The sequence below is a fragment of the Chromatocurvus halotolerans genome, from assembly GCF_004340525.1.
GTDB classification, from domain to species: domain Bacteria; phylum Pseudomonadota; class Gammaproteobacteria; order Pseudomonadales; family Halieaceae; genus Chromatocurvus; species Chromatocurvus halotolerans.
Map to the genome: position 1 here is coordinate 294,751 of NZ_SLWX01000005.1, position 10,807 is coordinate 305,557.

The 10,807-nt window shown below is 59.3% G+C and carries 16 protein-coding genes; 1 reads left to right on the top strand and 15 read right to left on the bottom strand.

Annotated features, from left to right (window positions below; translation table 11 throughout):
• Positions 1 to 22: 22 nt before the first annotated feature.
• The 5 genes from EV688_RS08415 to EV688_RS08435 all read right to left on the bottom strand — a co-directional run bounded on the left by EV688_RS08415 (position 23) and on the right by EV688_RS08435 (position 3,868).
• Positions 23 to 541, bottom strand: coding sequence for a pilus assembly PilX family protein (locus tag EV688_RS08415; RefSeq protein ID WP_117315294.1), 519 nt, complete (start codon positions 539 to 541; stop codon positions 23 to 25).
• Positions 538 to 1,731 (bottom strand): PilW family protein, encoded by a 1,194-nt coding sequence (locus EV688_RS08420; RefSeq protein ID WP_117315292.1) that lies wholly within the window; start codon positions 1,729 to 1,731, stop codon positions 538 to 540. Before EV688_RS08420 ends, EV688_RS08415 begins: the two co-directional genes overlap by 4 nt.
• A 2-nt stretch (positions 1,732 to 1,733) precedes the next feature.
• Positions 1,734 to 2,174, bottom strand: a complete 441-nt coding sequence (gene pilV, locus EV688_RS08425; protein ID WP_117315290.1) for a type IV pilus modification protein PilV — start codon at positions 2,172 to 2,174, stop codon at positions 1,734 to 1,736.
• On the bottom strand, positions 2,175 to 2,714 hold the full coding sequence (locus EV688_RS08430; RefSeq protein WP_117315716.1) for a GspH/FimT family pseudopilin: 540 nt from the start codon (positions 2,712 to 2,714) through the stop codon (positions 2,175 to 2,177).
• 530 nt (positions 2,715 to 3,244) lie between these two features.
• Positions 3,245 to 3,868, bottom strand: coding sequence for a hypothetical protein (locus EV688_RS08435; protein WP_131917598.1), 624 nt, complete (start codon positions 3,866 to 3,868; stop codon positions 3,245 to 3,247).
• Between the two features lie 681 nt (positions 3,869 to 4,549).
• On the opposite strand from EV688_RS08435, the gene EV688_RS17880 reads away from it, so the two are divergent.
• Positions 4,550 to 4,636 carry a PEP-CTERM sorting domain-containing protein gene (locus EV688_RS17880; protein ID WP_420867049.1) on the top strand — a complete coding sequence of 29 codons (87 nt, stop codon included), beginning with the start codon at positions 4,550 to 4,552 and terminating at the stop codon, positions 4,634 to 4,636.
• A 125-nt stretch (positions 4,637 to 4,761) separates the two neighbouring features.
• On the opposite strand, the gene EV688_RS08445 is transcribed toward EV688_RS17880, so the two are convergent.
• The 10 genes from EV688_RS08445 to EV688_RS08485 form a co-directional block, all read right to left on the bottom strand.
• Positions 4,762 to 5,937 carry a nucleotidyltransferase domain-containing protein gene (locus EV688_RS08445; RefSeq protein ID WP_131917600.1) on the bottom strand — a complete coding sequence of 392 codons (1,176 nt, stop codon included), beginning with the start codon at positions 5,935 to 5,937 and terminating at the stop codon, positions 4,762 to 4,764.
• On the bottom strand, positions 5,934 to 6,824 hold the full coding sequence (locus EV688_RS08450; RefSeq protein WP_117315282.1) for an HprK-related kinase A: 891 nt from the start codon (positions 6,822 to 6,824) through the stop codon (positions 5,934 to 5,936). The genes EV688_RS08445 and EV688_RS08450 overlap by 4 nt, the downstream gene beginning before the upstream one ends.
• 53 nt (positions 6,825 to 6,877) lie before the next feature.
• Positions 6,878 to 7,159: an HPr-rel-A system PqqD family peptide chaperone gene (locus tag EV688_RS08455; protein WP_117315280.1), complete on the bottom strand. Its 282-nt coding sequence runs from the start codon at positions 7,157 to 7,159 to the stop codon at positions 6,878 to 6,880.
• A 104-nt stretch (positions 7,160 to 7,263) separates the two neighbouring features.
• Positions 7,264 to 7,665: a hypothetical protein gene (locus tag EV688_RS08460; protein WP_117315278.1), complete on the bottom strand. Its 402-nt coding sequence runs from the start codon at positions 7,663 to 7,665 to the stop codon at positions 7,264 to 7,266.
• A gap of 450 nt (positions 7,666 to 8,115) precedes the next feature.
• Positions 8,116 to 8,637, bottom strand: coding sequence for a type IV pilin protein (locus tag EV688_RS08465; protein ID WP_276309852.1), 522 nt, complete (start codon positions 8,635 to 8,637; stop codon positions 8,116 to 8,118).
• Between the two features lie 92 nt (positions 8,638 to 8,729).
• Entirely contained in the window at positions 8,730 to 9,278 is a 549-nt protein-coding gene (locus EV688_RS08470; RefSeq protein ID WP_240624233.1) for a pilus assembly PilX family protein, read from the bottom strand.
• Positions 9,275 to 9,883, bottom strand: a complete 609-nt coding sequence (locus tag EV688_RS08475) for a PilW family protein (protein WP_162883797.1) — start codon at positions 9,881 to 9,883, stop codon at positions 9,275 to 9,277. Before EV688_RS08475 ends, EV688_RS08470 begins: the two co-directional genes overlap by 4 nt.
• Positions 9,884 to 9,992: 109 nt before the next feature.
• On the bottom strand, positions 9,993 to 10,205 hold the full coding sequence (locus EV688_RS17415) for a hypothetical protein (RefSeq protein WP_162883795.1): 213 nt from the start codon (positions 10,203 to 10,205) through the stop codon (positions 9,993 to 9,995).
• Positions 10,102 to 10,374 carry a type IV pilus modification PilV family protein gene (locus tag EV688_RS17885; RefSeq protein WP_117315274.1) on the bottom strand — a complete coding sequence of 91 codons (273 nt, stop codon included), beginning with the start codon at positions 10,372 to 10,374 and terminating at the stop codon, positions 10,102 to 10,104. The genes EV688_RS17415 and EV688_RS17885 overlap by 104 nt, the downstream gene beginning before the upstream one ends.
• Positions 10,375 to 10,797 carry a GspH/FimT family pseudopilin gene (locus EV688_RS08485; RefSeq protein WP_131917602.1) on the bottom strand — a complete coding sequence of 141 codons (423 nt, stop codon included), beginning with the start codon at positions 10,795 to 10,797 and terminating at the stop codon, positions 10,375 to 10,377.
• Positions 10,798 to 10,807 lie beyond the last annotated feature (10 nt).

Consider the following 10,807-nt stretch of genomic DNA (forward strand, 5'->3'; position numbering starts at 1 on the left):
CTCCGGGCGCCAGGCCCTGTGCCTAAAGTGGCTCAAACGTTGAGCGTAAAATCACAACTGATGTACCGGTCGCGCCGACACCCCGGGCGATCACCGGAAATATCTCGCGAAACTCCGGCGGAGTCTCCCCCGGGTTCACCCGCAGTAGCTGCGGCGGACCGACGTAGTACACCGGATCGGCAGCCAGGCTGATAATGTCGTCCCCGGAATACACGCCCGTGCGCGTGCCCGAGGGCCCCGGCGCCGCGCCATCCCACTGCTGCGCCGCCGTCCCCATGAGCTCGAGGTTGGCACTGGCTATATCGCGATTGACCTGTACCCAGGCCTCGCCCTCACGCAGCGCAGACTCCGCCGCCTGGAACGCGATCTCGCGGTCGCGCAGGTTTCCCGCCATGCGCTCCTGCATGGCGGTATCGTCCATGCCCGACACGGCGAGGACACCCAGAATCACCATCAGAATCATGACGATGGGCAGCACAACGCCACGCTGGCGACGGACACCTGCGATACGGGGCAAACGCTTAGAGATTGAGCGATTCATGGCAAGCGGTTCCGCACGCCAACGGTGGCTGTGAACACGCGATAAAGACGCAGATCATCGTTTTCCGCCGTGAACGTGCCACCGGCCAGGGTGAGGGACGCCGGCAGCTCCAGCAGGTTGTCCTCCTCGCCGCTGTTAATCAGCAGGTTCAGCCGGATGGCGAGTACGTTGTCCATGGACACATTCACATCGTTGCGAATCTGCTCCGCCGTCACGTAATCGTTCACGCGGAAGTCGAAGGTAGTATCCACGCCGTAGAGCAACTGCAGTTGCTGCACGTTTTCGGCGATTTCCTCAGCGAATTCCTCACCGGTTCGGTATAGCGTGGGCCGACCGGTGTCGGGGTGGTCGGCCACAAAAAAGGCCACGCGCTCAATGCGATAGACCTCGGCACCGACAAAGGTGCGGCCGAGGGCCTTGGTATAGTTGCCAGGTGTGCTGCTGCCAGTATTGTGCACAATGTTGTCAAAGCCGGCGCCGCCGGAGCTATTAATGTTGGTGACTGCAAAAACCCCTGCCGAGGCGCAATCGGTCACCAGCAGGATGTCACCCTCCTCTATTCCGCTCCCTCCATCCACCTTTATATCCGCGGAGCCTGGTGGGGATCCACCGACGTGGTCTCTAACAGTAATGCCGGCACCGCGGGCGATGATCATGACAACGATATCGCTGTCGTCCCGGGGGACGATGGTCTCGCCATCCACTGTCGCAGTCATCAAGGATACTGTGGTCGGAGCAACGGCCGTATCATCGGCTGCAGTCCAGCTGCTGCCGGATCCGTCACCGGTGCCCTCGTAAGCCATCAACGGCACGCCGAAATCGTACTCAAAGGACAGGGTGTCGGTGGCGCCGGAGGGGGCGGGCGTCAGGGTATTGCGGATAAGACCCGGGTCGAGCGGCCCATCGGTGCGCGGCGCCTCCTGACGCAGCGTGTTGCGACAGCCCACATAACCGGCCTCACGCAAATCGCGGCGCATCAGCTCCATGGCGAAACGACCGCTCTCCTGCATGCGAGACAGGGAGTCAGTCATGCGGAAGGTTTCCAGGCCACCGAGGAAAACGCTGAGCACCCCCCCGATGACAAAAGCGCCAAGCACCAGGCTGATCAGGAGCTCGGTAAGGGTGAAGCCCCCCTGGGCCCTAACGCGAAGACGTCGCCTGCCCCCTGTGTCGCGCTCTCTTATCGGCATGATCAGATCTCCGCCGAGGTGCTGAACACCTGCGCTGGCTGCTCGCCGCGGCTGTCGTCCCAGCGCACGGACACCGTCACCAGGTTGCCGTTGCTGGCGATAGCGCCCGCGCCCTGGGGCAGATATTCGGCGACGCGGGCAAGCCATTCGGCGGTCTCGTTCGCCAGCAGCGTGCCGCCGCCCGGCACCGCGTCGTCAAAGCCGCGGTTGTACAGGCCGTCAATCGCGCTTTGGCGATCCACCCGCAGCCGGTCCGTCATGTCATACACCAACAGCGTGGCCTGACTGCGCATGAGTGCGCTCTGGTTGGTGCGCACCATGTTGGTCTGCATGCGGATAATGGCAAGGACGCCAAGGGCAACCACGACAATGGCAATCAGCACCTCGATCATGCCGACGCCACGCTGCCGGGAGGGTGCCAGGGCCTGGAGAGCGCCCCTCATTCAGGTGCTATCCGCACTGCACAACACCCGTTCCACGCTGACGCGACCCGTTGCTGCAATCTCCAGTAACCTGGCGCGCCTGCCGCGACAGCCATCCACCTCGATCGTGATATCTACCCTGCCCGAGACAAGCTGTCCAAGAGGGCCGAAAATGATGGGCTGGTTAGCGCCACTGGTCTGGGCGAAGTCGGCTCCCGGAAAGGGCGGCCGCCATGTGCGTCGCACCGGAGGTTCACCGCCAACGGGAACATCGACACTCACGATCCACCCATCGGACCAGGTTCCCGAGCACGTGGGCGTGGTATCGAGGGGATTGCTGCTGGGGCACACTCTCACTGGCGCTGCGCGCTTCACCGCCTCTGAACGAGCCAGGTTAATGGCACTGGTGAGGTCATTGGCAACGCCAGAGGTGCGGCTGTTCAGCATGATTGCATTAAAGGAAGGAATGCCAACACCCAACAGAATGCCGAGCACGACCAATGTGACCATCAGCTCGATCATGGTGAAACCGTGACTGCGACGATAGGGGTGTTCTGCCATATTGTGAGTACTACGTAGTTTGGGTCCCGTCTTTGGCGGAAGCTTTGAGGCATCAAAGCACTGCCTGATGGGGGGTGTCAACTGTGATTGTAGGGGTATCAGGGTCAGGTCCCTACAGGACTTGACTCCAAAAGGCAGGAATTGATGACTGGGTCACAGTTGCCTGCGTCCTTGGATTGATCCAAAAACGGCCGACAACAAATCCGACCCCTCTCAGCACAAGCCCTGTGCCGACTTGAATCCCGCGATACAGAGAGGGATGTAGTTCCATCTGGTGCCGAGCCCGGACCAGCGGGGTGCGATCTCTGCAACTGTCAGGAGGCTTTACACCCCCCCACTATGACCCTACGAATCACAGCATCGTTAGATGATGAAAGGCCACGTGCGCCAGAGAAGTTCGTCATCCAACGGTCGCCGGGCGGGCGGAAAAGAAAAAACGAATTCCAAGGAGTCTCTGCATCCAGCAAAGAGTCACCGCATATAGGTAGTAGCGAAGCTTCGAGAGTGAAAACCAGGCAAAAACGACCCGACTACCTCCAACGAATGCGAAGCAAGCTCAACAATCCTACACCGATCAGCAGGAGCGGTGTCGGCGACGGCACCCGATTTACCTGTATACCACCTATGGCAAAGCCTGCACCCGAGTCACCGGCGCTGATGACTATACTGCCAGTCTCATCCGCCATGATCAGCCCACTGGACTGAGTATTTTCAGGTAGGGATGCCTCAGAGTTATTGATATTAGAGTCTACACCGACCAGCGTTACATTACCTGGATTGAACGTCACGGTTTCACGACCATTGAAGGTATCCAGATCCCAGACTTCGAATATTGCTGATCCGAGAAAGAAGTTAATCCCGAAAACCGTGATCGAGCTGTTTCTGCCCAGCACGAAATTTGGACCTCCAGTGAAGAACGTCCTTGTGTCGCTATAGCCATCATAGGTTGCATTGATGGGGCCGGTGTATTCAACGCGCAGCTTCTGATCCGCGTTGAGATCGGGGAGGCCCACCTCAAAACCGTCGACCAGCGACCCTGAAACATCCGCCAAATCTACCGTTAAAGGTCCCGCTTCGGCCAACGAGCTCATCAATCCAGCAGTCACGATCGCAGTTACTGCAAAAGACTTTGTTGACAACGACTTTAGCGACACGGCACTACTCTCCGAAGCGGGTTATTGCATAATAAGCAAAAGCCATGCCACTACTTGTTTCCGTTTAATTTCATTTGCTTATGCTTTTAGCTTCGCCAGTTTCTGCCCCACTCACTACTCAACTGTAAAGTATTCCGACATACACTGCGCCATGGTCGAGGGTACCGCTGCGACGCAAACCGCATACCCACCAAGACCCATGCCCGGCAACAAGACCTCACCGTCAATGCCATGAAACTCGGCTTACGCGGATTTTGTCGCATGGCGAGGTCCTGAGATCCGATGGCCACGGCCTGCACGCCTAGCAGTTCGCGCGGATTTCGCGCGAATAAGGACTCGGGTGGGAGTGACATCTGAGGCAGAGCTATTGCCGGCGACAAAGCGGGGCCGCTTTGCGACTGGATCAACACGCAACTTGCTTTGCTAAGCGCCTACGGAACTCCGGTGATGCTACTCATGGCGTTGTCCCAATATTTTTTTACTGCTTACACTCGCACGCCAATGCCGCTAAAAGGAGGATGTCAGCTTTTTATACAATTGCGTGGAATGAGCGTGGCGGGATGATAAAAACATCAAATTGACCGTACCCCTGCATGAGAGCCGACTACACCTCTCGGCTTTGCGCTCGCGTCAGAATCTATCCGGATTCTAGTTGAAGGTGGCACGACGCCGAGCGGAGACGTGCCGGTGCCGGCCAGACTGGTGCTGTTTGGGGTGGGACTGTTAGGTGCGGCTGCAAGCCGTCGTCGTCAGCGCCGCGCGCTGTAGAACGTACGCGCTCAGAGCAATCACCCATAACCGACTGTGTGATAGCAATACTTCTCCTGTAGGAGCGCAGCAAAAAACGAGCCAAGGCCGGTTTTTTGTTATGAGGCACTATAGTATCATTCAGGCTAAGCCACATTCTCCGAGCCCTTACCCACCGCCCCCCTTCTTACCGCCTTACGCACCAAATGCGGAACCAGCAGACGCAGCGGCATACGCAGGACGTGCCCACGCAAATAGAGCAGCCACAGGGCAAATGCACGCCCTCGCGGCCGATCTCCCGGGTAATCCAAACTGAAAGCACCACGCAGGAACAACGGGTCCCAGAGCAGGCTACGCGCTCGCGCGAGGGGTGGCCGCAGGGCGTTCAGGGTGTCTGCCGGGACAGGCGTGCCGAACAGGCGTGACGCGTAGCGCAATGCGAGGTAGGTCGGCGTACCCAGATCGAGCGCGCAAGCCCTCTCCTCGAGCATTGACCAGAAGTCACCGCCGGCGCCTCCCTGGTCGACGCGGTCGGCGGCGCCGTTGACCGACGCACCGCCTTCCGCACCAGCAACCGCACCGTGTGCAGAAACGACCGATGTCTCAAAGTCGCGCAGCAGCTGGTTGAGATCCCACAGGTCACGCAGCGCATGGTGGAATTCACTTTCATGAAACAGGTGCGTAGCGCTGTGAATAACCTGGTCGCAGTTGCCCAGCGCGAGGACACCCTCCAGCGATGTGCTTTTCAGCGACTCAAACAGGCGACCGGCGTCAACATGAGGCGCGGCGGTGGGCGGCAGTATTGTGTGGTGCAAGTCGACCACTGAGCCGCGGCTTTTATGCGCCATGGGCGGAATTTCGTGCATCCAGCGCCGATAGTACTGCTCGTCGTAATCGTCCAGGGGGCCAGTAATCCAGCCCGCGGCGATAAGCGCCGACTCCGCGGCCGGGATGGCCGCGTGAGGCGTCAGAAGATCGATATCGGAAATAATCCGGCCGTCTCCCGCAGGGAGCTCACCGATAATGTAAGCGGCGCCCTTGAGCAGTATCGGCGACAGGCCTGCCGGCGCGAGCGCGTCTCGAAGACAGCGAACCTCAAAGCGGAGGTCTCGCGCCTGCTTTGTCTGTGCCAGCGATGCTGAATCCAGGTGTCGCGTAACGTCGGCCGGCAACGGCGCAAGCACACCGGCACGGTCGAGGTGCACGCGAAGGGCAGCGAGCAGACCAGCCTGGCGCGCCTGCGACATCAAGGCGCTTAGCTGCAGCGGTCGCAGGTGCATTACGCTCTGCGGGTCATTCAACGCGTCGATAAGGGTTGTCACGACATCTCTGCCGATTGCGGCAGCGCCTCCCCGGCAGGCATACGCTCAAGTGCACCCATGGCCCACTCAAGGTCGTGGTAGACCAGATCAAAGCAGGGCGCAGCCTCAACGAGATGGCGCATGGCATGGAAGCCGTCTTCGCCAAGCAGGCTATAGTTGAACGAATGATATGCAGCGAGGACAAAGCTCACCGTCCGAGGCCGGGCACGCAGCCGCTGCGGCTCGTCCCGGCTGAACCGCGGAAACACAAGCGCGCGAACGGGAACAGGATCGGTGGCGTGGCTTTCGGGATGCAGGTCGCCCTTCATGTGCTGAACGGTGCCCTTGTGGGTATCGAGACTTGGCGGCCCGAACACGGCATCGCGGGAGAAGCTCCGAATGACGTCAATGCTCTCGTTCTTCAGGCTGACCGGCCGACACAATGGCACAACCTGTCGGCTGCCTGGCGGGATCAGCGCGTGCTCGTCGGACAGTATCCGCCATCCGGATAAACCGAGTGCTGCACACAGCGTGCTTTTGCCCGCACCCGGCACCCCCGGCATGATGATCGCACCGGCATCGCTGGCCACCACAGCGGCATGGAGCTTGAGATACTCATTGCAGTGAACAGAAACACACCAGTTCATCCCCCACTCCAGGGACGCATAGGCCTGATGGACCGGCACTGGCCCAAACTGATCCCGACCGTCGAAGCCGAATCTGCTGAGCTTACGCCAGGGAAGAATCCCATGACTGCGCAATGCAATATCAAAATCGACAAAGGCACTGGCATCAGCACGGGGAAAATCACGGTACAGCGCTTGCAGCCCGGCAGCCACGTTGCGGAGCGTCGTTCGAATCCGGTAGGTGTAAGGCCCGATGGCGAGATTCTCATTGTACGGGCGCATGGGTGACCGTAGCGACCCGCCATGATTTTCCCCACGCGACAGCCGCTGACCTGTCACTCGTGTATCTTCACCAGGCCGAGGTTCGACAGCTCTTCCATTAGCGTCGGGGCGTAAGTCTCTATCTCACCGGCGGACGCCGCATCAAACCGGGATTTGAGAATCTGCGTGAGATCGGCGACTGACAGGGTCTCATCACCCAGTTCACTCAGTGCGACCGCAGCGAGTGTGCTCAGGAGGTGGGTGTCACCACTGTCGGGATTGAAACAGACCGAGGTCTCCTCATTCGGATCAAAATAAAAGAGAGGTGTTCTAGAAGTCGCAAGTGAAAAATGCACAGTGTCTCTGGAATGCCTTGAGGGCTCTTACGCAGGTGCTACTTTTGTTTTCGTCGAATAGACCAACCAGGAGGGCTCCAGTCGCTCGCAGACGAACCCGTAGTTTAGGTCGTACTGGTACCATCTGTCTCCACCACACAGGATTCCCCCTCGCCTGTATCCACCAATTCATAACCATCGGTAGCGATCAGATCCTGAATGTCATTTGCCTTGTCCTCCATCAACAGCCTTTCGTCTTGCTTTCCCGGATGAATGGAGGCGACGTAGTCGGGATCGGTGAAGGAATCAAAGAACGCCTTGGAAATGCAGTTATCCCCCCCACCACTCTGGCTCCACGCCGACCGATTCGCCAGCGAAAAGACAACAGCGCTGCCGACGAGGGCCTGGCGCGTAAAGCGCCGTCGGGAATGGGAGCTGTCTGCACTTACGTCGTCCGATGCTTCCTGACCTGATACGGATTGATTTGCCGTACTTTGCGTCGTGGTGTCTTCTTCAGATTCGCTCATATTTCCTGCCTTGCGCACGGGACATTGTTATCGCCGTGCCGCGACGATGTTCGTTATACGTATCCGACATAGTCTGCTGTGCACGAACGCAAGACCAAGTCAGAGATCAATGATTCGCCCAATGAGAATAGCACACGCCGACTCGGCGGCCATCGCACACTCTTGACTGTGTGACCACGGTCACAACCGTACTGTCATCATCAACACTACCAGCAGCAACAGCGCTCAGAGCCTTAACCTTACCATGGCTCAAGACACTGCTACCGGCTATCTATACCCTTTGTGCGGAACTACATGCACAAATCGCGCCGATCTAAATTTTCCGATGAAGAATAGCGACTTACACAAGCCACCCGCCCTGACCAAACACGCCGAAAGAAAAATGACGAGCTGACTGTAAAAAATGCTGACCGCAGAAAACGCCTGAATGCTGAATACCTGAGTGCGTCGCTACCAGCAGACGGCGTCACCACCCTCTACGCTTGAGGTCCTGGTGCCCCTCTGGTCGATCCTCAGCGTGCCGCATCGATCCTCGTCCCGCGTGGCCTGCACACCCTGGGGCTCGGCCTGCAGCGTAAATTCGCCAGCCGACGGATCGTCGACAAAGCTGAACGCGTAGCGTTGCGCCATACCGTCCTCGACGGTGCAGGTATTGGGCGGAAGCTCATCTGCAGCGCCGGCTGGCCCCACGTAACTCATGTTGCCGGTAAATCGTCGCTCCATGCTTTGCGCCAGCTCGGTCAGGCAGGCTGTGGCCTTGTTTCGCCAGGTCCGGGTTACCGAATCCTGGTAGGCCGGCAACGCAACCGCCGCCAGAATGGCGACAATCGCCACGACGATCATGAGTTCCATCAGTGTGAAGCCGGCACCGTGTCGACGCGGGGCAATCATTGCTCCGTGGCGCTGACGCACTCGATGCCCGGTAAGTCGAGCGTGCCGGTCTTGCTGCAGTTCCGCCAAAGGCCCCCGCATCAAAGTCTCCTTCTACAATAAATACCAGGCCATCACCGGATCGGCTGCGCAACCACCCGGCAAGAAATTTTTCAGAGGCGTCTGAGTCTGTCTCACAACGGCTCAAATGTTGAACGCAGAATAACGATCATGGATTCGGTGGCACCATAGGCGTGGGATATTACGGGAAAGATCTGACGAAACCTGGGCGGCGTCTCGCCGGGGTTCACGCGCAATAACTGGGGTGGCCCCACATAAAACAACGGATCGTCGTGAAGCTGAATGCGATCGTCCTCACCATACAGCCCTGCCCGCACGCCCGATCGGGACGGCCGACCCGGCAGCCCGCCCCAGTCCCAGCTTGCAGCTTCTGCCCCCGATATCTCGAGATTTCCCTCGACCTCACTGCGATTGGCCTGTATCCACCCCTCACCCATATGCAGCGCAGACTCCGCTGCCTGAAACGCCACTTCGCGATCCCGCAGGTTGCCGGCCATGCGCTCCTGCATGGCCGTATCATCCATGCCGGACACGGCCAGCACGCCGAGGATAACCATCAGGATCATCACAACAGGCAGCACGATACCGGATTGTCGACGGACGGCTCCGCCCCGGAAAGGACGGTGACGCGGCAGGGAACGGCTGCTGCGCCGGATCATCATGGCATCCGGTTCCTCACGCCCACGGTCGCGATAAACGCGCGGTGCAATCGGCGATCATCGGCGTCAGCGGTAAACGTACCACCGTCGTATCTGAACTCTACCGGCTGCTCGGTCAGGCTGTCTTCCTCGCCACTGTTGATGAGCAGATCCATCCGCACGGCCAGCACGTCATCCATGTTGACAATTGGGCTTGTGGCAATTTCCGAGGCCGTCAGGTAGTCGTTCACTCGGGCGTCGGAGCTGCTGTGCACCCCGTAGCGCACCTGCAGCTGCGACACGCTCGCAGCAATTTCTTCCTCGTTACGGTAGAGAGAGGGCCGCCCGGTCACCGGGCTCTCGGCAACGTAGTACGCTGCCCGCTCAATACGATAGATTTCGGCGCCACCGAACGTCCGGTCCAGGGCCTTGGTGTAATTGCCCGGCACGCTATTGCCCGTGTTGTGGACCAGGCTGCCGGCAGTGTCAGGATTGGCGTTGGTAATTTCGAAAATACCGCCAGAAACGCAATCTGTGGCGAACACGATATCACCTCGCTGCAGGTCATTGTTGGCAGCGACCTCCAGATTCGCCGATCCCGGATGAGTGCCGCCCGGATGTGCATCCACGCGTAAACCGCCACCTTCAGCCCGTATCAGCACCACGATATCGCTGCCGGGGCTCGAGGATACCCGTAATTAGTGACAGCACCTGGGGATCGATGGGCGCGCCAGGCACTCATGCTTCCCAGGCGGAATCGGTGGCCACATAGCATATTAGCGGCGTGTTGAAATCAAAATCGAAGGACAATGAATCCGTCGCACCAGAGGGGGCCGGGTTGAGGGAATTACGAATCAGGCCTGGATCCAGCGAGCCTTCGTTGCGGGGATTCTCCAGGCGTAGCGTGTTGCGACAGCCCACGTAGCCCGACTGACGCAGATCCCGACGCATGCTTTCCAGAGCGTGGCGCCCACTCTACCTGCATGCGTAACAGCGCGCTCTGGTTGGCCTTCACCTTATTCGTTTGCATGCGGATACTCGCCAGCACACCCAGGGCCACCACCACGATGGCAATAAGGACCTCGATAAGGCCGACGCCACGCTGGGGTGAAGCCTGCACCTACGTTTCCACCGTGCAGGCTACCCGCTGCACACTGATGCGCCCTGCGGGACCCACGTCCAGACGCCGCGCGCGGTTGCCGCGGCATCCGGCCACTTCTATGTCCAGCCTGGTGTCTGCAGAGACCCGCTGGCCCAGTGCGCCAAAACGAATAGCCGAATTTGCCGTGCCCGTTTGATTGACCGCGGCTCCCGCAGCAGGCGCCCGCCAGACCCTGAGCACCCCGCTGGTATCGTCGATAATTGTGATCCAGCCATCGGTCCAGACACCGCCACATTCCGTGTCATTCTCACTGGGGCATACCGTCACGGGCGCCCCGCGCTTCACCGCCTCGGATCCCCTCTGCGTCAAGATAGTTGCCGCCTCCCTTACAATGGAGGCAGAGGGCAACGAGGTGACGCATGGCACGTTACAGCAAGACATTCAAAGCTCG

Coding starts and splice junctions, on each gene's coding strand:
- EV688_RS08460 (WP_117315278.1), bottom strand. CDS start 7,665: ATGAGCGAATCTGAAGAAGACACCACGACGCAAAGTACGGCAAATCAA.
- EV688_RS08485 (WP_131917602.1), bottom strand. CDS start 10,797: ATGTCTTGCTGTAACGTGCCATGCGTCACCTCGTTGCCCTCTGCCTCC.
- EV688_RS08450 (WP_117315282.1), bottom strand. CDS start 6,824: ATGCGCCCGTACAATGAGAATCTCGCCATCGGGCCTTACACCTACCGG.
- EV688_RS17415 (WP_162883795.1), bottom strand. CDS start 10,205: ATGCGTCGGGATCTGCGTCAGTCGGGCTACGTGGGCTGTCGCAACACG.
- EV688_RS08415 (WP_117315294.1), bottom strand. CDS start 541: ATGAATCGCTCAATCTCTAAGCGTTTGCCCCGTATCGCAGGTGTCCGT.
- EV688_RS08465 (WP_276309852.1), bottom strand. CDS start 8,637: ATGCGGGGGCCTTTGGCGGAACTGCAGCAAGACCGGCACGCTCGACTT.
- EV688_RS08430 (WP_117315716.1), bottom strand. CDS start 2,714: ATGGCAGAACACCCCTATCGTCGCAGTCACGGTTTCACCATGATCGAG.
- EV688_RS08420 (WP_117315292.1), bottom strand. CDS start 1,731: ATGCCGATAAGAGAGCGCGACACAGGGGGCAGGCGACGTCTTCGCGTT.
- pilV (WP_117315290.1), bottom strand. CDS start 2,174: ATGAGGGGCGCTCTCCAGGCCCTGGCACCCTCCCGGCAGCGTGGCGTC.
- EV688_RS08470 (WP_240624233.1), bottom strand. CDS start 9,278: ATGATGATCCGGCGCAGCAGCCGTTCCCTGCCGCGTCACCGTCCTTTC.